This window comes from Nonomuraea helvata, assembly GCF_039535785.1.
GTDB lineage: Bacteria > Actinomycetota > Actinomycetes > Streptosporangiales > Streptosporangiaceae > Nonomuraea > Nonomuraea helvata.
Map to the genome: position 1 here is coordinate 465,048 of NZ_BAAAXV010000008.1, position 22,932 is coordinate 487,979.

The following is a 22,932-nucleotide window of genomic DNA, read 5'->3' on the forward strand; positions in this document are numbered from 1 at the left end:
GTCATTGAAGGCCCCGGGAACCAGGCCGAGCTGCCGCAGCTGGGACAAGGCGTCGACGACCCCCCCAGATCTCAGCGATTCGGCCGCCTGCGAGGCGGAAGATGAAGATCTCGTGGTACGTGACGGATGTGCCGGTCGGTGGGAGACCCCGGTACTCGCCCTGGTGTGTCCCGGTAACCGTGTTCCTGCAGACGACCTTGTCCCCCTCCGCGATCACATCCTCGACCGCAACGTGAACGTCGGGGAACGCGCGAAGGAGCACCGCCCACACGTGCTTGAGTGCCTGCGCCCCCGTCGTATCGATGGGCTCCGGCGTGTGGAACAGCACGTCCGGAGCGACGACCTCGTCGATCGTTTTCGAGATGACCTCCGCATCGCCGCTGTTGATAGCGTCATGGAATCGGCTGAACGTTGCTTTGTTGCTTGTTGTCTGGGAGGCATGTCCCGTGTCCACGGAGATCTCCTTCGCTTTCGTTCAGCGGCCGTTCCAGAAGACGCAGTCATGGCGTGCGGCAAGGTCGATCGGTCGGATGCCGTCTGAACCGGAAGTGAGCGAGAGCGCGGCTCCACCAGGGTGGTAGGCAAGCCAATGCGGCAAGCCGGGTCGGTTGGGGTTGCCGGTCGCAGCGAAGCGTGTCCAGTAGGCGATCATGTCGCGTGACAACGCCTGCCTCTCGGGGGTCGTGGGCTCCGCGCCGGGGCCGTCCAGGAGGTAAGGCACGTCGCTGCCGTGCGCGGCACCGAGTGGGAGACCGGCGATCTGCTCTCCAGAGTCTTCGGCGAATTCGAATTCGTAGACGGGTGTACGGCGGGCCGCCGCGTCGGCTGCCGGAAGTTGAGAGCAGGTGCCGAGCTTACGGCCCCAGTCGCTGAGGGCGGTGGCCAGCGCCAGGCTGGGTGTGGGGAAACGGCTGAGCGGATAGCGATCGAGCACGGCCTTGGCGTCGTCGCCGAAGAGGCCGGCGAGGATCTGCGGGTACTGCTGCGCCGTCACGGGCCGGCCCTGCGCGTCGAACTGCACCGCGACGAAGGGGTGCAGCTCATCACGGGTGCCGCCTTGGATCAGGGGCACCTGCGCCGTGCGTCCCCCGCGCAGCGCGTCCAGTGGCTGTAGCGGAAGCGCGGCTGTGCCTGCGGTGAAGATCCACGGCAGGTCGCCGATGCGGGCGGTCGCGGTGAAGACCCGGTCGGACCCGATGGGCACCAGGTCCGCCACGGGCGTGGCTCGCAGGCAGCTGATCACCTGCGTCGTACAGCCGAGGTCGCTTGCGATCCTCCTGGCGCGTGCGCGGGCCTGCGCGAGCGTGACGAAGGTGTTGCCGCAGGGACCGCTCTGCACGATCGCCTTGTGGAAAAGACCACGCGATCCGGGGGCCCCAAGATGAGCGCACACGCTGAAGCCACCGGCCGACTGGCCGAAGATCGTGACATTGGCCGGGTCACCACCGAAGGCGGCGATGTTGTGCTTCACCCAACGCAGCGCGGCCTGCTGGTCGGCGAGTGCGTAGTTGCCCGCATAGGGGTCTTGCAGTTCAGGGTGGGCGAGATAACCCAACGCCCCCAGTCGGTAGTTGAGGGTCACCGTGATGACCTCCCCCTGGGAGGTCAGCCGGGTCGGGTCGTATTCGCTGCCCGCGCCCTGCACGAACCCGCCGCCATGGAACCAGACCATGACCGGAAGCGCTCCGGATGGGGGAGTGGCAGGCGTGGTGACATTGAGGAAGAGGCAGTCCTCGCTGCCGACCACCTTGGGCGGGCTGCCGTCGAGTTGGGGGCAGGGGCTGCCGGGCTTGGTGGCGTCGCGCACCCCTGCCCACACCGGCGCGGGACCCGGCGGCCTCCACCGCCGCGCACCGGTCGGCGGCGCCGCGTACGGGATACCGAAGAACGTATGCGCTTCGGAGCCGACGACGCCGCGTAGGGTGCCCTGGGCGGTGCGCACAGTGGCCTGATCGAGATCTTCCACCGCATACGCGTGCGCTGAGCCTTGCAGGAGAACCATGGTGGCGGCCAACAGCAGCAACGGAAACTGCTTCGTTCGCATGAGATCAGCGTCTCGATCTCTGCTCGGGTCCGCATCCTCTCGCGGATGTCCCCACGACTACGCCCTCGGTCGTAGGCGTCGGCCGCCGCGCACCCCGACGCCATGCCCGTGGGCCGGCCGGACATGCGGATGAGCACCTGCTGCCTGCGGTGCCTGGGCAACAGCTTCGTCGTCGTCGAACCCGACGAAGACCACCCCACCCGGGCCGTTTCGCTTCCACGTCACCGTCGGGATCGCTCAGATCTCTCGAGCCCGTGCAGCCCCTCAGTCGAGACGCCTCACCCGACTGCTGAAGCAGCCTCCTAATGGGGGCCGGTGGCCTCGGTGCCGCAGGGGCCGCCGCCGACAGCCGTCTCCAGCTGGACGGGCTCGCCCGACATCGTGAGGGTCGGGTAGTACTCGGCGATCCGCTCGGCCGAGCGGCCGACGTAATGGCAGATGAAGCTGCGCCGGAAGCGGTCGGCCGTGCTGTTCGGTTCCGAGCCGTGCACCAGGCTGCCGTTGAAGAAGAGCACGTCGCCGGGGTCCATGTCCACGGGCACCCGCTCCAGGCCGGGGGGTGGCGGGACGTACTCCCTGGTGAACGAGATGTCCTGGTCGGCCTCCTCCGGGCAGAACAGGTCCATCAGGTGCGTCCCCGGCACGACCTCCAGGCCGCCGTTCGCCCGGTCCACCCGGTCGAGCGCCACCCACGCGGCCACGCACGTGCCCGGTTCGACCCGGAGGTAGAAGTTGTCCTGGTGCAGCGCCTGGCCCCTGGCGCCCGGCGGCTTGAAGTAGAACATGCTCTGGGCTGCTATCGGCTCCTCGCCCAGGAGGTCGCGGAGTATCGCGGCGATGCGCGTGTCGAGCAGGTAGCGCAGGGCCAGGTCGTTCACCTGGTGGGGGTGCATGATCCGCGGGTAGTCACGGAGAATGTCGTACGGCTGGCCGGGTTCCTGCGGCTTTGGGGAGAAATGCCCGGGGATGGGTCCCCTGGCGTGCAGCGCCATGAACTCCTCGCGCAGCTCGGCCACCTCTTCCGGAGCGAGGAGGCCGGGCACCAGCAAGAATCCCTGATCGTGGAAGTCGTTGAGCCTCATGTCTTCCACGCTAAGGAGCCGGATCGTGGAACGGTATGCCTGTGACCGCTGAGGACCTGTCTGTTCCTGCTGCCGAGCTGACGATCGTGGGCCACTACGACAAGGCCCTCGGCTACGCCACGCGCCGCCCCACCGGCTCCCCGAGCTGGCTGCTGCTGTGGACCGAGGCGGGGGCGGGGCTGGTGGAGCAGGGCGGGGTGTCGTCGGCGGCCCGGGCCGGGGATCTGGTGGTGCTGGGGTCGGGGGTGTCGCAGCACTACCGGGTGCTGCCGGGGGAGGAGCGGTGGCGCTTCTGGTGGGTGCATTTCCAGCCGCGGCCCTCGTGGGGGGCGTGGCTGGGGCCGTACGCGCTCGCCGACGGGTGCCACCTGGTCGGGGGAGTGCCGGCAGGCGTGCACGAGCGGATCGGGCTGGCGTTCCGGCGGGCGCTCCAGGACGCCCGCTGGGTCCCCGACGCGCCCTTTCCTCCCGTGTCCGTGGCCCCGAGCCCCGCGGTCGTCGTGGCGGGGGCGGCGAGGGAGCTGGTGCTGGGCGCCGTCGAGGAGGTGCTCGTGCTCGCCACCGCTTCCGCCCGGCCGCAAGGGGCGCGCCGGTCCGACGAGGGCGACGAGCGGGTACGCCGGGTCCTCGCGCTCATCGCCGCCGAGCCCGGCGCGCCGCACTCGGTCGCCTCGCTGGCCCGCGCCGTCGCACTCTCGCCGTCCCGCCTCGCCCACCTGTTCGCCGCCGAGACCGGACGCACGCCGATGCAGGCCGTCCGCGAGGCGCGGGTACGGCACGCCGCGAGCCTGCTGGAGGTGACGGACCTGGACGTGGGGCAGGTGGCGGCGGCGTCCGGCTTCGTCAGCCCGTTCCACTTCAGCAGGGCGTTCAAGCGCGAGTACGGCCTGCCGCCCCGCGACTACCGCGCCCGCCTCCGCAGCGGTTAACGGGTGACAGGGAGGGGGCCTCTGTCCGGGGTGAAGAGCTGGTCGTCCAGGTGGTCGACGGCGTAGTCGATGGCTCCCACCACCACGCACTCGTCCCCGAGTGTGGACGCGCGGACCTCCGGCATGCGCATGCAGGTGCGCTCCAGGCGTTCCCGCAACGGCTCCAGCAGCACGTCCGCAGACCGTGAGAACCCGCCTCCCAGCACCACCATCTCCGGATCCAGGATGAGCACCATCGCAGCCGTGCCCACCGCGAGGTCGTCCACGTACCGCTCGACGGAGGCGATCGCCGCCGGATCCCCGTTGCGCGCGGCGGCCAGCGTGAACCCGGCGGCGTCCTCGGGCGGGGTGCCCTCGGGGACGGATGGGCAGGTGTTGAGGTGCTCGGGAGCGTCGAACCAGCGGGCCTCGGGCAGCATGGAGATCTCCCCGGCCGCCGCCCCGAACCCCCGGTGCACCTTCCCGCCGATGATCAGGCCGGCGCCCATGCGCCGCCCCACGTGCAGGAACACCACGTCTCTGGCGCCTTTGGCCACCCCGCGCCTGGACTCGGCCATGGCGGCCAGGCGGCTGTCGTTCTCGATGAGCACCTGGCAGGGGAACATCTCCCGCATCTTGCCCGCCAGGTCGAGGTCCCGCCAGGCGGGGACGGCGGCCGAGTAGATGACGCGTCCTTCGACGTCGATCACGCCGACGGTGCCCACCGAGAGCGTCCACAGGTCGGAGACCGACGTACGGCTGAGCGCCAGGCACCCGGAGACGGCCCGTTCGATCGCGGCCAGGCGCTCCTCGATCGGGGCGTCGGGCAGCACCGGCTGCCGGGTCTCCGCGAGGATCTCGCCGTCCAGGTCGGACAGCGCGGCGCGGATGTTGTGACCCCCTATGTCCACCCCGACCAGATAGCCGCTGTCGGCGCGGAAGCGGTAGCGTCGGGCGGGCCGGCCCATGCTGCCGGGGCTCGGCGGCACCTCCTCCACCCAGCCGAGCTCCATGAGCTCGTCGGTGACCTCCTTCATGGACGGCCGGGACAGGCCGGTGCGTTCGGCGAGCGCCGACAGGGTGAGTGGGCCCGCCCTGCGCAGCTCCCGGATGGCTGTCAGCGAGTTGAGCTGCCGCAGCCGGGACAGGTCGCCGCCGCGAACGTCCGCCATCGCCATCCTTAAGTAGGTCTCCTCTGTAACCACAGATTATGCCAGCGATCGACTGGTGTGCACGCCTCGCACATCTCCCGTTATTACGAGGAAAAGACGGTCATTGACCCCGCGTGAACGCCGGTGCTACTAATGAAGGGCTCCTTTGAAAGTCGAGAGGAATCAGGATGGCCTTCGCTGACATCGGCGAGATCAGGTGCGGCCCTGGGGAGACCCGGGTGTTCGAGCAGGGCTGGCAGTCGTGGAGCCCCACGGGCGCGTACCGCCTGACGGACACCCCGCCCCGGCCCGCCGACGAGACCATCCAGATCCTCGCCTACCGCCCCGAGACCCCGATCCCCGACGGGGTGTTCCAGGGCGAGGGGCTGCTGGCCGTCGAGCCGGGCGACGGGTCCGTCGAGCTCTGGTCGGCGCCGACCCCCCTCCAGGTGCCGTCGATCAGGGCACGCGAGGAGGACGGCCGCCTGGTGGTCTCCGCCGACGACCCGGTACGCCACCACCGCGTGGAAGGCGGCCTGGACCAGGCCCTGCGCGACTGGGCGGACACCATTGCGGAAAAGCGGACGTTCCCCGCCGTCCCGCCGATGTGGTGCACCTGGTACGGCTACTGGGACAAGGTCACCGACGCCGACGTCATCGAGAACCTGAAGCTCTCCGAGCGGCTCGGCCTGGGCGCCGACATGTTCCTCATCGACGACGGCTACGAGGCCGAGATCGGCGACTGGCTGGAGGGACGCCCCGAGTTCGGCTCCCTGGCGCGGGCCGTGGACGCCGTCACGGACGCGGGCCGGCGGGCCGGGATCTGGACCGCGCCGTTCCTCGTCGGCCACCGCAGCCGGATCTTCCGCGAGCACCCCGACTGGCTGGTCCGGGGCGCGTACGCGGGCCGCATGTGGGACCAGGAGCTGGCGGTGCTCGACATCACCCACCCGGAGGCGGCCGAGCACCTGGTGAACGTCTTCCGTACCTTCAGCGCGATGGGGATCAGCCACTTCAAGCTCGACTTCATCTATGCGGGAGCGCTCGCGGGCGAGCGGCACGAGGACCTCGACCCGATCGCCGCGTACCGGCGCGGCCTGGAGCTGATCCGCCGGGGCGCCGGCGTGGCGGCGACCCTGCACGGGTGCGGCGCCCCGATGCTGCCCAGCATCGGCCTGGTGGACATCATGCGGGTCAGCCCGGACATCGCGCCGACCCTGCAGCCCAAGTCCGGCGACATCAGCCAGCCCTCCCAGCTCGGTGCCCGCCTCACCGGGGCGGCCCGCGAGTTCATGCACGCCCGCTGGTGGGTGAACGACCCCGACTGCATCATCCTGCGCCCCGAGGTGGAGGCGCGGGAGGAGTGGGCGGCCCACATCGCCGGCACGGGCGGCCTGCGCGGATCGAGCGACCCGATCGCCTCCCTGGACGACTGGGGCCTGGAGACGACCAGGCGCCTCATGGTCCCGACCTCGACGGACCCGTCGTGACCAGCCACACCGCGGAGCGGAGCCTCGGGACGGACGTCCAGGTGGCGAAGGGGCGGCGCAGGCGGGGGAGCGGCTGGCACGCGTACCTGTTCGTGGTGCCCAGCCTCTTCGGGGTGGTGGCCTTCCTGCTGCTGCCCATGGTCATCGTGCTCGTCCTCAGCCTCTTCGACTGGCAGCTGCTCTCGGACCCGACGTTCGTCGGCCTCGACAACTACCGCCGCCTGGCGGGCGACGGCCAGACGTGGCACTCGCTCGGCGTGACGATCGCGTACGTCCTGCTCTGCATCCCCCTGCAGACCGTCCTCGCCCTGAGCCTGGCCATGCTGCTCAACCAGCGCGTCAAGGGCGTCAGGTTCTACCGGTCGCTCTTCGTCGTCCCGTGGATGGCCACCCCCATCGTCCTGGCCCTGATCTGGGGCTGGATCTTCGACCCCCGCGACGGCGCCATCAACAGCGCCCTGGCCCTGGTCGGCGTCACCGGCCCCGACTGGCTGTCGGACCCCACGTGGGCGCTGCCCGCCGTCGCGCTGGTCAGCGTCTGGCAGTACACCGGCTACAACATGCTGTTCTTCCTGGCCGGGCTCCAGGGCATCCCCAAGGAGCTGCACGACGCGGCCGAGACCGACGGCGCCACCCCGGCGCAGCGGTTCTGGCGGGTGACGCTGCCGCTGCTCAACCCCACGATGTTCTTCGTCAGCGTGACGAACCTGATCGGCTCCTTCCAGGTGTTCGACACGGTGTACGCGATGACGGACGGCGGCCCCAGCCACACCACCGAAGTGATCAACTTCAGGATCTTCCAGACCGCGTTCAAGGAGTTCGACTTCGGCTACGCGGCCACGCTGTCGACGCTGCTCTTCCTGATCATCTTCCTGGTGACGATGGCGCAGGTCAGGTTCTTCGGCAAGCGCACCACCTACGACCTGAGCTGAGAGAAGACCATGGCCAAGCGAATCCTCCTGTACGCCGTTCTCGCGGTCGGTGCGTTCGTCTCCGTCTTCCCGTACCTGCTCGTCGTGCTGACCGCCTTCAAGACCCAGGCCCAGCTGAGCGGGACGGCCCCCTGGCTGCCCGGGCTGCCGCCGACCGCGGACAACCTGGCGAAGATGCTGGCGGGTGACTTCCCGCGCTACCTGCTCAACACGGCCGGGATGACGGCGCTGCTGACGGCGGGCCAGCTGGTGTTCACCACGTTCGCCGCGTACGCGTTCGCGCGTCTCCGCTTCCGGGGCAGGGACGTGCTGTTCTGGCTGTTCGTGGCGACGATGATGGTGCCGAGCGCCGTCACGATGATCCCGCTGTTCCTGATCATGCGGGAGCTGGAGCTGATCAACACCTGGTACGGCCTGCTCGCCCCGTACGTGCTCGGCACCCCGTACGGGATCTTCCTGATGCGGCAGTTCTTCAAGACCCTGCCCGCCGGCCTGGAGGAGGCGGCGCGGATCGACGGGGCGGGGCCGCTGACGGTCCTCGTGCGCGTCATGCTCCCGCTCTGCCGCCCGGCGCTCGGCACGCTGGCGATCATCACGGTGATCTCCTCGTGGAACAGCTTCCTCTGGCCGCTGATCATCACCAGCAGCGACGACACCAAGGTCATCACGGTCGCCATCGCCACGCTCAAGCAGGGCATCGGCGTCGACTACAACCTCATGATGGCCGGCAGTCTCATCGCGCTGGTGCCGATGGTGGCCGTCTTCGTCTTCTTCCAGAAGCACATCGTCAGATCGGTCGTCCTTTCCGGTCTCAAGTAAGAAGAGGTCAGCGAATGTTGCACAACCCCCCGATTCGCTGGGCGCTGCTCGGCGCCGTCCTGCTCGCCCTCACCTCGTGCGGCTCAGGCTCAGGCGGCGGCGGCGAGTCAGAGAAGGTCACGTTGACGTACCGGCTCTGGGACGACCAGCAGAAGGTCGGCTACGAGAAGGTCATGGCCGCCTTCGAGAAGGCCAATCCCGGCATCGACGTCAACATCGAGCTGCTGCCGTACGACCAGTACTGGACGAAGCTCACCGCCGACGTCGTCGCGGGCACCGCGCCGGACGTGTTCTGGATGACCCCCACCCAGTTCCCCGAGTACGTCACCAAGGGCGTCCTCAGCCCGGTCCAGGTCGACGCGTCGAAGTACCACCAGACCGTCGTCGGCTCCTTCAGCTACCAGGGCAAGCTGTACGGCGTCCCCAAGGACTGGGGCATCGTCGGCCTGCTCTACAACAAGGACCTGTTCAAGAAGGCCGGCGTGGAGATGCCCGAGAAGCTGACCTGGGCGGCCGACGGCAGCGGCACCCTGCTCGACACGGCACGCAAGCTCACCGTGGACGAGGCCGGCAAGCACCCCGGCGACGCCGGATTCGACCCCGCCAAGGTCAAGACGTACGGCTTCGCCTCCTGGAACCACTACCAGACGCAGTGGATGAACTGGGTCGTCTCGAACGGCGGCAAGCTCGTCGACAAGCCCTTCGGAAAGTACGCCTTCAACGACCCCGCGTCCGTGCAGGCGCTGCAGTTCGGGGTGGACCTGGTGAACAAGGAGCACGTCTCCCCGCCCGCCACCCAGACCAACCCGCCCACCGGCAAGGTCACCGACATGTTCAAGGCGGGCCAGGTCGCGATGTTCCCCGCCAACAACGCGCTGCTGCCGTTCGTGGCGCCCGAGGCCACGTTCGAGATGGGCGTCGCGGCCATGCCGGAGGGGCCGAAGGGCCGCTCGGTCAACCTGAACGGCCTGGCCGAGGCCGTCTACGCCAAGAGCAAGCACCCCAAGGAGGCCATGAAGCTGGCCGAATACCTTGGCACGCAGGAGCCGCAGAAGATGATGGCCGACGGCGGCTACATCCTCCCCGCGCTCAACGGCCTCAGCCAGGGCTACGTCGACTACTGGAAGTCGAAGAAGGTCGATGTCACGCCGTTCGTGAACGAGGCCGAGGGCTCCACCTTCCCGCTGCCGATCACCACCGGCTTCACCGGCTTCGAGACGAAGCTCAACCAGATCTTCAACGAGATGTACCTCGGCAAGCTCACGCCGCAGGCCGCCGCCGACCAGGCCGTCACCGAGGGCAACGCCACCGTCAAGTAAGGACCCCCATGATCACCCGGCGTTCACTCTTCGCCGGGGGCGCGAGCCTGGGCTTCACCGCCGCACTGGGCGCCACCCCAGTGCGCGCGGCGGCCCGTCGCGCCCCTCTCTCCGACCCCTTCCAGCTCGGCGTTGCCTCGGGCGAGCCCACGCCTGACGGTGTGGTCCTGTGGACCCGGCTCGCCGTGGACCCGATCGCGCTCGACGGCCTCGGCGGCATGCCGGGGCGGCCGGTGCCGGTCCAGTGGCAGCTCGCCAAAGACGAAAATTTCCGGCATGTCGTACGGGCCGGCGTGGAGATCGCCCGCCCCGACGCCGCCCACAGCGTCCACGTCGAGCTCGACGGACTCGCTCCCGGCGCCGAGTACTTCTACCGCTTCAGGGCCGAGGGCGAGATCAGCCCCGTCGGCCGCACCCTCACCGCCCCGGCCCCCGGCACCCGCAGCCGGGCGCTGAACCTGTCGTTCACCTCCTGCGCCGACTACCAGGTGGGCTGGTTCACGCCGTACCGCAGGATGGCCGAGGACCAGCCCGACCTGATCGCCTTCCTCGGCGACTACATCTACGAGTACGGCGACTACAAGTACCCGGTCCGCGACCAGGCCGGCGGCGAGTGCTTCGACCTGGCCGGCTACCGGCTGCGGCACGCCCAGCACAAGGCCGACCCCGAGTCGCAGCTGGCCCACGCCATCGCCCCCTGGGTCGTGGTGTGGGACGACCACGACATCGAGAACGCCTGGGCCGGCGACGTGCCCGAGCAGCCCGACCCGCCGTTCCTCGCGCGCCGGGCCGCGGCCTTCCAGGCGTACTACGAGAACATGCCGCTGCGCCGCGCCCAGAAGCCCCATGGCTCCGCGCTCAAGCTCTACCGCAGCATCCGCTGGGGCGGGGTCGCCAACCTGCACATGCTCGACACCCGCCAGTACCGCGACCTGTACGCGTGCACCGGCAAGAGCGGCACGATCGGCCCGGACTGCCTCGACCGTCTCGAGCCCAACCGGACGATGCTCGGCCGCGACCAGGAGGCCTGGCTCGACGGCGAGCTGAAGGGCTCGCGCGCCACCTGGGACCTGCTCGGACAGCAGGTCTTCCTCATGGAGATGGACTGGACGAACGGCGAGGGCAAGGGCTACTCGAACGAGGGCTGGGACGGCTACGTCGCCTCCCGCAACCGCCTGGCGGCCGCCATCGACACCTACAAGCGCAACGCCGTCGTGCTCACCGGCGACGTGCACTCCCACTGGGCGGGCGAGGTCAAGCGCGACTACCAGGACCCCGGGTCGAAGTCCGTCGCCGTGGAGCTGGTCACCACCTCGGTGACGAGCGCGGGCAACGGCCTCGACGAGTACCCCAACACGCAGGTCCTGCTCAATGAGAACCCGCACGTGAAGTTCTTCAACGGCCGCCGCGGCTACGTACGCACCAAGATCACGCAGCAGGAGATGAAGGTCGACTTCCGGTCGCTGTCGCGCGTCACCGAGCCGTACGCCCCCGCCTACACCTCCGGCTCCTTCGTCATCGAGCCGGGCGCCGCCAGACTCAACCCCGCCTGACAGGACCACCCATGCGCATCCTCACGGCCGCCACCGCGGCGGCCCTCCTCGCCATGCCGTTCGTGCCCTTATCGAGCACCGCGGAAGCCGCCTCCGGTCCGCCGATGGGCTGGAGCAGCCGCTCGCTCGGCTGCTCGGTCTCCGAGGCGTCGGTACGCAAGGCCGCCGACGCTCTCGTGCCCCTCGTCCCGCTCGGCTACCGGTACGTCATCATCGACGACTGCTGGCTGGCCACCCAGCGCACCGGCGGCGCCCTAGCCCCCGACGCCACCCGCTTCCCCGGCGGCGTGCAGGCCCTCGCCGACTACGTGCACGGCAAGGGCATGAAGCTGGGCCTCAGCCTGTCGGCGGGCACCAAGGCGTGCTCCGGCGGCGGTCCTGGCTCGTACAGGAGCGAGGCCGCCGACGCCGAGCAGGTCAAGGGCTGGGGCGTCGACTACGTCAAGTACGACTGGTGCGCCATCCCCACGGCCGACTTCCCCGGCCAGAACGTGCAGCAGATCGCCCAGACCCTCTACCCGCGCATGCGCCAGGCCCTCGGCGACGGTGTCGTGTTCGCCATGAACAACGAGGACGGCAGCACCGTGCCGTGGCTCTGGGGCAAGGGCGCGGGCGCCACCACCTGGCGCACGAACGTCTACAACCGCCCCATCCCCGACGCCTACCCCACCATGGTGGACATCTGGGAGACCAACCAGCTCAGGGCCGAGTACGCGGGCGCGGGCAGCTGGGCCGACCCCGACCTGATCCAGGCCGGGCGCGGCGGGATGACCGAGACCGAGTACCGCACCCAGGTCACGCTCTGGGCGATGGGCGCGTCACCGCTGATCCTCCAGGCCGACCCGGCCGCCGCGCCGCCCGCGATCGTGGCCAACCCCAAGGTCGTCGCGGTCGACCAGGACCCGCTGGGCGCGCACGGCACGTTCGTGAGGACCGACGGCTGGTACCACGTGCTGGCCAAGCCGCTGGCGGGCGGCGACGGGGCCGTCGCGCTGTTCAACGAGAGCGACCGGGCGGCCACCGTCTCCACCAAGCTCGGCGGCTCGCGTTACCGGGTCGAGGAGCTGTGGAGCGGCGCGGTCGCCTCGTCCAAGGGCGAGCTGGCGGCCCAGGTTCCCGCGCACGCGGCCCTGCTCTACCGGGTCGCCGAGAGCCGCGAGCAGGCGCCGCCGCTGGTGACGTTCGAGGCCGACCCGCCGAAGTTCCTCGGCGACGACCGGCCCTCGGTGCTCGAACCGGGCAGGAGCGGCGAGATCCTGACCAGGGTCACCAACACCGGGGCCACCGCGCGCCTGCGCGACGTCGAGGTCGCGGCGCGCGTACCGGACGGGTGGCAGGTCGCCGCGCGTACGCCCACCAGGGCCGGCAAGCTGGACGGCGGCGAGACGCTCACCGTGAAGTGGGCCGTCACCCCGCCCGCCGGCGCCGCGCCCGGCACCTACGAGCTCACCTTCACGCAGGGCACGCAGAGCGCCGTGGCCGTCGTCACCGTCGCGACGGCGCCGGGCCCGGGGCGGACCTCCCTCAGTGACGTGGCCTGGACCAGCGCCAAGAACTACTTCGGCCCGGTCGAGAAGGACACCAGCAACGGTGACAAGGCGGCCGGCGACGGCAGGCCGATCACCATCGAGGGCGTCACGTACGCCAAGGGCCTCGGCACCCACGCGCCCGCCGAGATCGAGTTCTACACCGCCGGGCGCTGCTCGACCGTGGAGTTCCAGGCCGGGATCGACGACGAGGTCGGCCCGGCGGGCTCGGCCGACTTCGAGGTCTGGGCCGACGGCGGCCGGGTCGCCCACTCGGGCGTGCTCACCGGCGCCATGCCCGCCCGCAAGGTCACCGCGTCCGTCGAGGGCGCCAGATACGTCCGGCTGGTCGCGACCAACGGAGGCGACAACGCGACCTCCGACCACGCCGACTTCGCCGACGCCGCCATCAACTGTAAGTAAGGAGTCTGCCGTTGTTGATCGTTCCCAAGCCCGTCAAGCACGAGCCCAGGCCGGGTGCGTTCGTCCTCGACCGCGAGACCTCGCTCGCCGCCGACCCGGCGCTCGGCGAGGTGGCCGCCTGGCTGCGCGGCGAGCTCGCCCCCGTCACCGGAGGCCAGCTGCTGCCAGGGGGCTCGGGAACGATCACCCTGGCGCTCGGCGACCTGCCGCCGGAGGCGTACCGGCTGGCCGTCGGCGCCACGGTGGAGATCGTCGCGGGCGGCCCCGCCGGCGCGTTCTACGGGGCGCAGACGTTCCGGCAGCTCCTGCCGCCCGCCGCGCTCAGGAAGGCCGCGCGCGGACCCTTCGAGGTGCCCGGCGCGTACGTCGAGGACGCGCCGAGGTTCGGCTGGCGCGGCGCCCTCCTCGACGTCGCCCGGCACTTCATGCCCAAGCGGGACGTGCTCCGCTTCATCGACCTGCTCGCCCTGCACAAGCTGAACGTCCTGCACCTGCACCTCACCGACGACCAGGGCTGGCGGATCGAGATCCGCCGCCACCCGAGGCTGACCGAGGCCGGCGCGTGGCGCAAGGAGAGCCAGACCGGCTGGAACGGCGCCATGGACGGCCGCCCGCACGGCGGCTACTACACCCAGGACGACATCAGGGAGATCGTCGCGTACGCCGCGGCCCGGCACGTCACGGTCGTCCCCGAGATCGACCTGCCGGGGCACACGCAGGCCGCCATCGCGGCCTACCCGGAGCTCGGCAACCTGGACACGCCACTGGAGGTGCGCACGACCTGGGGCGTCGGCCACAACGTGCTCAACGTCGAGGACAGCACGATCAAGTTCTTCCAGGACGTGCTGGACGAGGTGCTCGAGCTGTTCCCCAGCCCGTACATCGTGCTCGGCGGGGACGAGTGCCGCAAGGACCAGTGGAAGGCCAGCCCGGCGGCGCAGCGGCGCATCGCCGAGCTGGGGCTGCGGGACGAGGAGGAGCTGCAGAGCTGGTTCATCCACCAGTTCGACGCCTACCTGACGGCACGCGGGCGCCGGCTGGTCGGCTGGGACGAGATCCTGGAGGGCGGCCTGGCGCCAGGCGCGGTGGTCGCGTCATGGCGCGGCGAACTCGGCGCGGTGGCCGCCGCCAGGAGCGGCCACGACGTGATCAACTGCTCCAACACGAGCCTCTACCTGGACTACCGGCAGGGACCGGGGGAGGAGGAGCCGGTGCCGTTCGGGCCGGTGCTCACGCTGGAGGACGTCTACGCCTTCGAGCCGGTGCCGGCCGAGCTGCGCGGCGAACCCGCCGCCGCCCACGTGCTGGGCGCGCAGTGCGGCCTCTGGACGGAGCTGATCGACTCCAGCCGGCACGCGGACTACATGGCCTTCCCCCGGCTGGCGGCCTTCGCCGAGACGGTGTGGAGCTCTCCCGAACGGGACCTGGACGACTTCCTGGCCCGGCTGGCGGCGCACCTGCCCCGGCTGGACGCGCTCGGCGTGGAGTACCGGCGCGCGGACGGACCGCTGCCCTGGCAGACCCGGCCGGGCGTGCCGGGACGCCCCGAGGACCCGGAGGGCTGGCAGGCGAAACTCGACGCCTGGACCAGCAACCTGAGGTCCCGCTAGACCTCCACGTGACCGCCGCTGCGCCAGTAGACGTTGCCCTCCCTGGACAGCAGCCCCTCGTCCACGAGGTAGCGGCGCAGCGCCGCGTAGTCGTCGTGGAAGGCCCGCAGGGCCACGTTCACGTCCTTCTCCGGGTAGCGCACGCCGGGCTCGAAGACCGTGGCGATGTAGCGCAGCACCACCAGCCGCTTGTCGCGCCGCATCCCCATGGTCGTCAGCCGCCCGTCCACCAGGAACGTGCGCAGCACCCGCTCCTCGGCGCTCAGCTCCTCGGCCGGCTCGGCCCGCGCCCGGAGCAGGTCGCGGAAGCGCTCGGGCGTGGCCTGCCACTTGCCGCTCTCGTCGCACGCCGCCAGACCGCCTGCGGCCAGCTTGCGCAGCGCCTTGGGCGGCAGGCCGTCGGTGTCACCGAGCACCAGGGAGGCGAAGGCCCGTAACGTCTCTTCCTGATAGAGGAGCCCGAGGACGCGCCTGATCTCTTCGTCGTTCACCCCTACCATTTTGTCCCATGATGCCAGCGCTGTTACTCGCCGTCGCCGTCGCCATCCCCGGCAACTTCCTGCTGTACGAGCAGGCCGCCGCCACCAAGGACAAGAACCCTGAGACGAGCTGGACGGCCGGCAGCAAGCGGACGGCCGCCCTCGTCGTCAACCCGTGCGAGAAGGCCGGGCTCGGCCAGAGCGGCCGCACGCAGGCCAGGACGCTCATCTACACCGCGGTCCCCGACTACTCCAAGTCGGAGCAGGTGATCCTCTACGCGTCGGCGGCAGCGGCCGGCAAGGCCCTGCGCGACCTCGGAGCCGCCGCGCGCTCCTGCTCCAGATCCGGCTACCGCTACTCCGCCGTCACCGTGGACCTCGGCGACCAGGCGCTGAAGGTCACCGGCCAGGCGTACCAGGGCAAGAAGGTCGGCGTCGGAGGCGAGCGGGCGATCGTGACCCGCCGCGCGAACGCCCTGATTCTCTACACCGTGGCCGGCGAGTGGGGTAAGCCTCGCAAGGACGACTTCGGGCAGCAGACGCGGGACACCAAGCGCATGCTCGCTAAGATCTGCACCATTGCCGATTGCTGATGGCGAGAAATGTCTCGATCTCGGGACACGATCATGACACGACCTCGACCAAATCCGGACGACACTGGATCGACAGGCCTGTGCCGGGGCGCCCTTGCCAGTCCGTTCCGGCACACGGCTTGTCGCTTTTCTGGGGTTGCATTGGGCTTCGGGGGCAGCCCCAGCGCCCCCGGCGCGGCGTCTCAGAGCCGGTTGAGCCCGATCACGTGCAGCACCGCGCGGCCCTCCTCGTCGGACCCGGCCAGATCGACCTGGGCGTCGATGCCCCAGTCGCCGTCGCCGGCCGGATCCTTGATCGTCTGCCGGACCTTCCAGAGCCCGCTCTCCTCCTCGATCCGCAGCAGCGCGGGCCCGCGGGCGTCGGCGTCGGTGAAGATCTCCTCGTGGTCGGCGTAGTACGCGTCCAGCGCCGCGCCCCAGTCGACGTCGGGGGCGAGCTCCTCCAGCTCGTCCTCCTTCTCGATGGCGCAGAGCTCGACCAGCCGGAACATCGCGTTGCGCACCAGCACACGGAAGGCCCGCGGGTTGGCCGTGACCGGGCGCACCTTGGTCTCCAGCTGGTCCTTCTGCTCCAGCGCCTCGGCCGGGTTGGTGAGCTTCTCCCACTCGTCGATGAGTGAGGAGTCGACCTGGCGCACCAGCTCGCCGAGCCACTCGATCAGATCGACGAGGTCCTCGGTCTTGAGGTGCTCGGGCACCGTGCGCGACAGCGTGCGGTAGGCGTCGGCCAGGTAACGCAGCACCGTGCCCTCGGACCTGGCCAGCTCGTAGAACTGGATGTACTCGCTGAAGGTCATGGCCCGCTCGTACATGTCGCGGATCACGGACTTGGGGCTGACGGTGTAGTCGCCCACCCACGGGTGGCCGCGCCGGTAGGTCTCGTACGCCCCGAGCAGCAGGTCCTCCAGCGGCATCGGATACATGACCTCGGCGAGCTGCTCAATGCGCTCTTCGTACTCGATGCCGTCGGCCTTCATCTGCGCGACCGCCTCGCCGCGCGCCTTCTTCAGCTGCGCCGACAGGATCTGGCGCGGGTCGTCGAGGATCGACTCCACGATCGAGACGATGTCCAGCGCGTACGACGGCGACTCGCGGTCGAGCAGGTCGAACGCGGCCAGCGCGAACGTGGACAGCGCCTGGTTGAGCGCGAAGTCCTCCTGCAGCTCGATCGTCAGCCTGGCCCGCCTGCCCTGCTCGTCGGGCTCGGCGAACTGCTCGACGATGCCGCCCGCCAGCAGTGACCGGTAGATCGCGATGGCCTGGCTGATGTGCCGCCGCTGCCACTTGCGGTCCTCGTGGTTGTCGGTCAGCAGGTGCTTCATCGCCTGGAAGCAGTCGCCCGGCCGGTTGATCACCGCGAGCAGCATGGCGTTGCTGACCTTGAAGCGCGAGTTGAGCGGCTCCGGCTCGGCCTCCTGGAGCTTCTGGAAGGTGTCCTCGCTCCAGCCCACGAACCCCTCCGGCGGCTTCTTGCGCGCGTAGCCGCGCCGCCGCTTGGGGTCGTCGCCGATCTTGGCGAGGGCCTTGGCGTTCTCGATGTCGTGCTCGGGGGCCTGGCAGGCGACGTAGCCGATGGTGTCGAACCCGGCCCGCCCCGCCCGGCCGGCGATCTGGTGGAACTCGCGGGCGCGCAGGCGGCGCACCTTGTTGCCGTCGTACTTGGACAGCGCCGTGAACAGCACCGTCCTGATCGGCACGTTGACGCCGACGCCGAGGGTGTCGGTGCCGCAGATGACCTTCAGCAGGCCCGCCTGGGCCAGCCGCTCCACCAGGCGCCGGTACTTCGGCAGCATCCCGGCGTGGTGGACGCCGATGCCGTGGCGCACGAGCCGCGACAGCGCCCGCCCGAACCGGGTGGTGAAGCGGAACCCGCCGATCATCGCGGCGATGGCCTCCTTCTCGGCCTTCGTCGCCATGTTGATGGACATCAGGGCCTGGGCCCGCTCCATCGCCGCCGCCTGCGTGAAGTGCACGACGTAGACGGGCGCCTGCCCGGTCTTGAGCATCTCCTCGAGCGTCTCGTGCAGTGGCGTCATCCGGTACGAGTAGACCAGCGGCACCGGCCGCTCAGCGTGCTTGACCACGGCGGTCGGCCGCCCTGTGCGCCTGGTCAGGTCGCGTTCGAACATCGACACGTCGCCGAGCGTGGCCGACATCAGGATGAACTGCACGTTGGGCAGCTCCAGGATCGGCACCTGCCAGGCCCACCCGCGGTCGGGCTCGGCGTAGAAGTGGAACTCGTCCATGACGACCTGGCCGATGTCGGCCGCGGCGCCGTCGCGCAGGGCCACGTTGGCCAGGATCTCGGCCGTGCAGCAGATGATCGGCGCGCCCGGGTTGACGCTGGCGTCGCCGGTCATCATGCCGACGTTCTCGGTGCCGAAGACGGCGCACAGGTCGAAGAACTTCTCCGACACCAGGGCCTTGATCGGCGCGGTGTAGAAGGTGCGCTGGTCGCGCGTCAGCGCGGCGAAGTGGGCGCCCGCGGCCACCAGCGACTTGCCCGAACCTGTCGGCGTGGCCAGGATCAGGTTGCTGCCGGAGACGACCTCGATGAGCGCCTCCTCCTGGGCGGGATAGAGAGTGAGCCCCCGCTCGGAGTTCCACTGCACGAACGCGTCGAAGATGGCGTCCGGCTCGGCGTCGATGTCTTCGGGCAGGCGGTCAACGAGAAGGCTCACGCCCTCTATCCTGCCGAAGTTTGCCGGGTGGTCGAACCGTTCTGGTCAAGAGCGAGCTGGAGCAGCACCGTGTCGATCCAGCGGCCGTGCTTGAATCCCACCGCCCGCAGCCGTCCGGCCTCCTCGAACCCGAACCTCTTGTGCAGCCGCGCCGAGGCCGGGTCGCCGGAGTCGGCGATCACCGCGACCATCTGGCGGGCGGGTGTCTCACCGGTCCTCCTGATCAGCTCGCCGAGCAGCAGCCTGCCGAGCCCCCGTCCCGTGAGGCCGGGCGCCAGGTAGATCGTGTCCTCGACCGTGTGCCGGTAGGCGGGCTTGGGGCGGTACTGGGAGACGTAGGCGTACCCGGCGACCGCGCCGTCCACCTCGGCCACCAGGAACGGCAGCCCCGCGCCCACGATGCCGTCCGCCTTCGCCCGCCACGCGTCCAGCCCGAGCGGCGTCTCGTCGAACGTGGCCACGCTGCCGGTCACGTAGTGGGCGTAGATGTCGGCGACGGCCGGCAGATCGGCCTCGGCAAGGTTCCGGACGTTCGTCATGGCCCACATTCTCCCCAACGGCCTGTGACAGGGGTGTTTCCGGACTCTCACGCCCGTGACCGGGGCGCCGTCATCAGCAGCCCGCCCAGCAGCGCGAGCACCGCGAGGAACGGCACGCCGCCGGGCGCGAACCCGCCGACCGTGAGCGCCAGCACCCCGCCGCCGACCAGGCCGACCGCCGTGAGCGTGCCGCCCCACCCGGCCTGCCCGTACGGCAGCGCGGGCGGCGCCTCGAACCTGGCGAAGCCCTTCAGCAGCGGCCACATGACCAGGCAGAGCAGCCCGAACCAGACCGGCCATCCCGCCAGCCAGAACGCGCTGCCCGGCCGCGGCGTGTCGATGCCCAGCAGGACCACCACCACGCCGGTGACCGCGAACAGGGCCGGCATGTGCCACAGGTACGCGGTCATGATGCGCGGGCCCGCCCAGTCCAGCAGGCGCCGCGTGGGCAGCCGCACCAGCCACGGCCGCAGCAGCGCGGCCAGCCCGACCTGCCCGATGCCGACGGCCAGCATGGCGAGGGTGGGCGGGGCCATGTTCGACACCTCGGCGCCCGGCAGGCCGATCATGCTGCCCGGGTAGGGGCCGTACGCCACCAGCAGGGCCGCCACGCCGAACCCGCCCAGCGCCAGTGCCCACGGGCGAGGCAGCCGTCCCTCGGCGTAGAAGAAGCCGAGCTGGTGGACCGCCATCCAGACGAACACGATGTTCAGGTAGCCCACGGCGTCCCAGCCGGTCGAGAAGCGCACCACGTCCGTCAGCACCGCCCCGGCCGCCAGCGACGCGGGGACCAGCAGGCCGTACCTCTCGTGCAGGCGCAGCGCGAGCGGGGTGGCCGTGACGGCGATCAGGTAGACGGCGAGGAACCACAGGAGCTGGCCGGTCAGCCGCGCGCCCACCTCCAGCGGCTGCTCGGGCACGCCCAGCGTGAGCAGCACGTGGGGGAGCGGGATCCACACCGCGGCCAGCGGCAGCAGCGGCCAGGCCAGCCGGCGCAGCCGGGCCGCCAGCCACCGCTGCGGGCTGCCGGCCGAGCGGCCGAAGCTGATCGCGTTCGCCGCGCCGCCCGCGAAGAACACCAGCGGCATGACCTGGCTGATCCACGTCACCACCCACACGCCCGGCGTCGACAGCGCGTTGCCCGTGCTCAGCCGGCCGTCGTCGTAGGTCAGCACGGGGATCGTCCAGTGCTGGAACACGATCAGCGCCATGCCGAAGACCCGCAGCAGGTCGATGAAGGGGTCCCGCACGGCTGTGCGCGTGCCCGCCGAGCGGCGCGGCCGCTGTTCGACCGGGGCGATGGGGCGGTCCAGCAGGACGGTCATGGGGGGCCTCGAATTCGGAGGGGTTGATGGCTCAAGACTCCCGTCGCGGGCGTCCGCGCACATTGCCGCTCGCCGCCGTCTTCGGGTCGTGATCACGTCACCCCGGCCGGTAGGGCTGGCCCTACCCCCACACACCTGTGCACCGGCTCGTCCCTGACGGTCGCAGGCCATACCGTGATGCCATGCGCTCCAGGATGAGGCGTGTCTTACTCGACACCCGTTACACACTGGTCGGCTTCCCGACGGCCGTCATCGGCTTCGTGATCATGCTTGCCGGCTTCGCGGCCGGCGTGGGCACCATGGTCGTATGGCTGGGCGTGCCGCTGCTGGCGGGCACGCTGGTGGCCGCGCGGGGTTTCGCCGACGCGGAGCGCGGCTGGCTGTCCGATGTGCTCAAGCGGCCGCCCGTACGGCCCCGCTACAAGCCCGCACCGCCCGGCGCGGGCCGCTTCCGCCGGCTGGTCAACCCGCTGACCAGCGGGCAGTCCTGGCTGGACCTGCTGCACGGCATCGTCAACCTGCCGTTCGCCATCGTGTCGTTCGTGCTCACGGTGGTGTTCTGGGCGCTCCCGCTCGCCGGCCTGACCTACCCGCTGTACGGCATCATCACCACGCGCATCCCGGGCAACGAGGAGCTGCCCCAGCTGCTCGGCCTGGGCGACGGCTACGTCGTCAACTCGGTCTTCTACTTCGCCCTCGGCCTGGTCTTCACGCTGGTCCTGCCGTTCGGGACGCGCGGCGCGGCGCTGCTGCGGGCGGGGCTGGGCCGGGCGCTGCTGACCGGCGTGGCCGAGCTGCAGGAGCGCATCGACGACCTGGCCGAGGGCCGGGCCGCCGCCGTCTCCGCCGAGGCCAACGCCCTGCGCAAGCTGGAGCGCGACATCCACGACGGGCCGCAGCAGCGGCTGGTCTCGCTGGCCATGGAGCTGTCCAGGGCCCAGCGGCAGCTGGCCAAGGACCCCGAGGCCGCGCAGGAAACGATCAAGTCGGCCATCGCCGCCACCCGCGAGACGCTCGACGAGCTGCGCGCGCTCTCGCGCGGCATCGCGCCGCCCATCCTGTCCGACCGCGGCCTCGCGCCCGCGCTGGCCGCCCTGGCCGGGCGCTGCACGGTCCCCGTCGACCTCGACGTGCAGACCGTCGAGCGCTACCAGGCCGCGGTGGAGAACGCGATCTACTTCGTCTGCGCCGAGACCCTCACCAACGTGGCCAAACACAGCCGCGCCACCACGTGCGCCATCCAGCTTGTCCGCATCGGTAACGCTCTCGTGCTCACGATCGGGGATGATGGGGTCGGCGGCGCGCACGTCGCCAAGGGACACGGTCTCGCCGGCCTGGCCGACCGGCTCCGCGCCGTGGACGGGGAGCTCGAGGTGCAGTCGCCGGACGGCGGGCCGACGTTGATCGTGGCGGAGGTGCCGTGCGGGTAGTCGTGGCCGATGACGCGGTCCTGATCAGGGCGGGCCTGGTCAGGCTGCTGGAGGAGTTCGGCTTCGAGGTGGTCGCGACCGTCGGTGACGGCGACGCGCTCGTGGCGGCGATCGCCGAGCACAAGCCGGACGTGTCGGTGGTCGACGTGCGCATGCCGCCGTCGTTCACCGACGAGGGGCTCAAGGCGGCCGTGGAGGCGCGCCGCAGGGTGCCCGGGACGCCCGTGCTGATCCTCTCGCAGTACGTCGAGGTCTCCTACGCCGAGGACCTGCTCGCCGACGCCCGGGGCGCGGTGGGCTACCTCCTGAAGGACCGGGTCGTCGACGTGGACGAGTTCCTCGAGGGCCTGCGGCGGGTGGCCGCGGGCGGCACGGTGTTCGATCCGCAGGTGGTGTCCCAGTTGATGGTGCGCAGGCGCAAGGACGACCCGTTGGCGCAGCTGACGCCGCGGGAGCGGGAGGTGCTCGGGCTCATGGCCGAGGGGAAGTCCAATCCGGCCATCGGCCGGCAGCTCGTGATCAGCGACGGAGCCGTGGAGAAGCACATCCGGAGCATCTTCAACAAGCTCGGCCTCTACGCGGAGGACAGCGACCAGCATCGCCGGGTGCTCGCCGTACTCACCTATCTGCGTTCCTGATCCATCTCTTCCGGGGGGCTGGCCGGTCCGCGCGGCGCCGCGCGCGGACCTGGCCGCTCGGGGATTTAGCCGAGCGCGTCGACCAGCTTCTTGCGCTGCTGGGCGCCCAGGCCGCCGAGACGGCGCTTCTCGTCGACGCCCGCCTCCTCCATCAGCGCGGTGGCCTTGGCCGGACCCACGCCCTTGACGGCGCGGAGCGCCTGGGAGACCTTGATCTTCTTCGCGATGTCGTCGTCGCGCTCCAGCAGCTGGGCGAACGTCAGCTCGCCGGCCTTGACCTTGGCGAGCAGAGCGGTGCGGGCTGCACGCGCCTCGGCCGCCTTGGCCAGAGCCGCCTGACGCTGCTCGGGGGTGAGAGTGGGAAGTGCCATCTCAGTTCTCTCCTCGGGG

The 22,932-nt window shown here is 70.5% G+C and carries 20 protein-coding genes; 11 read left to right on the forward strand and 9 right to left on the reverse strand.

What is annotated here, in order from left to right; genetic code table 11:
• Position 1 precedes the first annotated feature (1 nt).
• The 3 genes from ABD830_RS29640 to ABD830_RS29650 all read right to left on the reverse strand — a co-directional run bounded on the left by ABD830_RS29640 (position 2) and on the right by ABD830_RS29650 (position 3,126).
• The gene (locus tag ABD830_RS29640; protein WP_344994409.1) at positions 2-454 is read right to left on the reverse strand and encodes an ester cyclase; all 453 of its coding nucleotides are present in this window, start codon (positions 452-454) and stop codon (positions 2-4) included.
• Positions 455-475: 21 nt separating this feature from the next.
• The gene (locus tag ABD830_RS29645) at positions 476-2,044 is read right to left on the reverse strand and encodes a carboxylesterase/lipase family protein (protein WP_344994411.1); all 1,569 of its coding nucleotides are present in this window, start codon (positions 2,042-2,044) and stop codon (positions 476-478) included.
• A gap of 302 nt (positions 2,045-2,346) precedes the next feature.
• Positions 2,347-3,126, reverse strand: a complete 780-nt coding sequence (locus ABD830_RS29650; protein WP_344994413.1) for a phytanoyl-CoA dioxygenase family protein — start codon at positions 3,124-3,126, stop codon at positions 2,347-2,349.
• 35 nt (positions 3,127-3,161) lie between these two features.
• Between ABD830_RS29650 and ABD830_RS29655 the strand changes: the two genes are divergently transcribed.
• Positions 3,162-4,055: a helix-turn-helix domain-containing protein gene (locus tag ABD830_RS29655; protein ID WP_344994415.1), complete on the forward strand. Its 894-nt coding sequence runs from the start codon at positions 3,162-3,164 to the stop codon at positions 4,053-4,055.
• Here ABD830_RS29655 and ABD830_RS29660 read toward each other — a convergent pair.
• Positions 4,052-5,206 (reverse strand): ROK family transcriptional regulator, encoded by a 1,155-nt coding sequence (locus tag ABD830_RS29660; protein WP_344994417.1) that lies wholly within the window; start codon positions 5,204-5,206, stop codon positions 4,052-4,054. The two genes, ABD830_RS29655 and ABD830_RS29660, sit on opposite strands and share 4 nt — an antisense overlap.
• Before the next feature lie 167 nt (positions 5,207-5,373).
• Here ABD830_RS29660 and ABD830_RS29665 point away from each other — a divergent pair, with 167 nt between their 5' ends.
• The 7 genes from ABD830_RS29665 to ABD830_RS29695 are packed head-to-tail and all read left to right on the forward strand — an operon-like array spanning position 5,374 to position 14,857.
• Positions 5,374-6,675, forward strand: a complete 1,302-nt coding sequence (locus tag ABD830_RS29665) for a glycoside hydrolase family 36 protein (RefSeq protein WP_344994419.1) — start codon at positions 5,374-5,376, stop codon at positions 6,673-6,675.
• Positions 6,672-7,607, forward strand: a complete 936-nt coding sequence (locus ABD830_RS29670) for a carbohydrate ABC transporter permease (protein WP_344994421.1) — start codon at positions 6,672-6,674, stop codon at positions 7,605-7,607. The genes ABD830_RS29665 and ABD830_RS29670 overlap by 4 nt, the downstream gene beginning before the upstream one ends.
• A gap of 9 nt (positions 7,608-7,616) precedes the next feature.
• Positions 7,617-8,426, forward strand: a complete 810-nt coding sequence (locus ABD830_RS29675) for a carbohydrate ABC transporter permease (protein WP_344994424.1) — start codon at positions 7,617-7,619, stop codon at positions 8,424-8,426.
• Positions 8,427-8,440: 14 nt separating this feature from the next.
• The gene (locus tag ABD830_RS29680) at positions 8,441-9,745 is read left to right on the forward strand and encodes an ABC transporter substrate-binding protein (protein ID WP_344994426.1); all 1,305 of its coding nucleotides are present in this window, start codon (positions 8,441-8,443) and stop codon (positions 9,743-9,745) included.
• 8 nt (positions 9,746-9,753) lie between these two features.
• Positions 9,754-11,298: an alkaline phosphatase D family protein gene (locus tag ABD830_RS29685; protein ID WP_344994428.1), complete on the forward strand. Its 1,545-nt coding sequence runs from the start codon at positions 9,754-9,756 to the stop codon at positions 11,296-11,298.
• Positions 11,299-11,309: 11 nt separating this feature from the next.
• The gene (locus ABD830_RS29690) at positions 11,310-13,247 is read left to right on the forward strand and encodes an NPCBM/NEW2 domain-containing protein (RefSeq protein ID WP_344994430.1); all 1,938 of its coding nucleotides are present in this window, start codon (positions 11,310-11,312) and stop codon (positions 13,245-13,247) included.
• Between the two features lie 5 nt (positions 13,248-13,252).
• Entirely contained in the window at positions 13,253-14,857 is a 1,605-nt protein-coding gene (locus tag ABD830_RS29695) for a beta-N-acetylhexosaminidase (protein ID WP_378520848.1), read from the forward strand.
• Here the strand turns inward: ABD830_RS29695 and ABD830_RS29700 are convergent.
• Positions 14,854-15,348 (reverse strand): DUF2087 domain-containing protein, encoded by a 495-nt coding sequence (locus ABD830_RS29700; RefSeq protein WP_425567180.1) that lies wholly within the window; start codon positions 15,346-15,348, stop codon positions 14,854-14,856. The genes ABD830_RS29695 and ABD830_RS29700 overlap by 4 nt on opposite strands.
• A 17-nt stretch (positions 15,349-15,365) precedes the next feature.
• Between ABD830_RS29700 and ABD830_RS29705 the strand changes: the two genes are divergently transcribed.
• Complete coding sequence (locus ABD830_RS29705; protein ID WP_344994435.1) at positions 15,366-15,929, forward strand: hypothetical protein; 564 nt, start codon at positions 15,366-15,368, stop codon at positions 15,927-15,929.
• 182 nt (positions 15,930-16,111) lie between these two features.
• On the opposite strand, the gene ABD830_RS29710 is transcribed toward ABD830_RS29705, so the two are convergent.
• From ABD830_RS29710 to ABD830_RS29720, 3 genes are read right to left on the reverse strand one after another with little or no spacing between them, the layout of a single operon-like run.
• Positions 16,112-18,619, reverse strand: coding sequence for a DEAD/DEAH box helicase (locus ABD830_RS29710; protein ID WP_344995991.1), 2,508 nt, complete (start codon positions 18,617-18,619; stop codon positions 16,112-16,114).
• Positions 18,616-19,149 carry a GNAT family N-acetyltransferase gene (locus ABD830_RS29715; protein ID WP_344994437.1) on the reverse strand — a complete coding sequence of 178 codons (534 nt, stop codon included), beginning with the start codon at positions 19,147-19,149 and terminating at the stop codon, positions 18,616-18,618. The genes ABD830_RS29710 and ABD830_RS29715 overlap by 4 nt, the downstream gene beginning before the upstream one ends.
• Positions 19,150-19,196: 47 nt before the next feature.
• Positions 19,197-20,474, reverse strand: coding sequence for an acyltransferase family protein (locus ABD830_RS29720; RefSeq protein ID WP_344994439.1), 1,278 nt, complete (start codon positions 20,472-20,474; stop codon positions 19,197-19,199).
• 194 nt (positions 20,475-20,668) lie between these two features.
• Between ABD830_RS29720 and ABD830_RS29725 the strand changes: the two genes are divergently transcribed.
• Positions 20,669-21,904: a sensor histidine kinase gene (locus ABD830_RS29725; protein ID WP_344994442.1), complete on the forward strand. Its 1,236-nt coding sequence runs from the start codon at positions 20,669-20,671 to the stop codon at positions 21,902-21,904.
• Positions 21,895-22,542 carry a response regulator transcription factor gene (locus ABD830_RS29730; protein ID WP_344994446.1) on the forward strand — a complete coding sequence of 216 codons (648 nt, stop codon included), beginning with the start codon at positions 21,895-21,897 and terminating at the stop codon, positions 22,540-22,542. Before ABD830_RS29725 ends, ABD830_RS29730 begins: the two co-directional genes overlap by 10 nt.
• A gap of 65 nt (positions 22,543-22,607) precedes the next feature.
• Here ABD830_RS29730 and mihF read toward each other — a convergent pair whose 3' ends face one another.
• Positions 22,608-22,913, reverse strand: coding sequence for an integration host factor, actinobacterial type (mihF, locus tag ABD830_RS29735; protein WP_043641121.1), 306 nt, complete (start codon positions 22,911-22,913; stop codon positions 22,608-22,610).
• Positions 22,914-22,932 lie beyond the last annotated feature (19 nt).

Bases quoted from the DNA above. Each gene is read 5' to 3' on its own strand.
- ABD830_RS29645 (WP_344994411.1), bottom strand. From the start codon at position 2,044: ATGCGAACGAAGCAGTTTCCGTTGCTGCTGTTGGCCGCCACCATGGTT.
- ABD830_RS29650 (WP_344994413.1), bottom strand. From the start codon at position 3,126: ATGAGGCTCAACGACTTCCACGATCAGGGATTCTTGCTGGTGCCCGGC.
- ABD830_RS29655 (WP_344994415.1), top strand. From the start codon at position 3,162: ATGCCTGTGACCGCTGAGGACCTGTCTGTTCCTGCTGCCGAGCTGACG.
- ABD830_RS29660 (WP_344994417.1), bottom strand. From the start codon at position 5,206: ATGGCGGACGTTCGCGGCGGCGACCTGTCCCGGCTGCGGCAGCTCAAC.
- ABD830_RS29665 (WP_344994419.1), top strand. From the start codon at position 5,374: ATGGCCTTCGCTGACATCGGCGAGATCAGGTGCGGCCCTGGGGAGACC.
- ABD830_RS29675 (WP_344994424.1), top strand. From the start codon at position 7,617: ATGGCCAAGCGAATCCTCCTGTACGCCGTTCTCGCGGTCGGTGCGTTC.
- ABD830_RS29680 (WP_344994426.1), top strand. From the start codon at position 8,441: ATGTTGCACAACCCCCCGATTCGCTGGGCGCTGCTCGGCGCCGTCCTG.
- ABD830_RS29685 (WP_344994428.1), top strand. From the start codon at position 9,754: ATGATCACCCGGCGTTCACTCTTCGCCGGGGGCGCGAGCCTGGGCTTC.
- ABD830_RS29690 (WP_344994430.1), top strand. From the start codon at position 11,310: ATGCGCATCCTCACGGCCGCCACCGCGGCGGCCCTCCTCGCCATGCCG.
- ABD830_RS29705 (WP_344994435.1), top strand. From the start codon at position 15,366: ATGATGCCAGCGCTGTTACTCGCCGTCGCCGTCGCCATCCCCGGCAAC.
- ABD830_RS29715 (WP_344994437.1), bottom strand. From the start codon at position 19,149: ATGACGAACGTCCGGAACCTTGCCGAGGCCGATCTGCCGGCCGTCGCC.
- ABD830_RS29720 (WP_344994439.1), bottom strand. From the start codon at position 20,474: ATGACCGTCCTGCTGGACCGCCCCATCGCCCCGGTCGAACAGCGGCCG.
- ABD830_RS29725 (WP_344994442.1), top strand. From the start codon at position 20,669: ATGAGGCGTGTCTTACTCGACACCCGTTACACACTGGTCGGCTTCCCG.
- mihF (WP_043641121.1), bottom strand. From the start codon at position 22,913: ATGGCACTTCCCACTCTCACCCCCGAGCAGCGTCAGGCGGCTCTGGCC.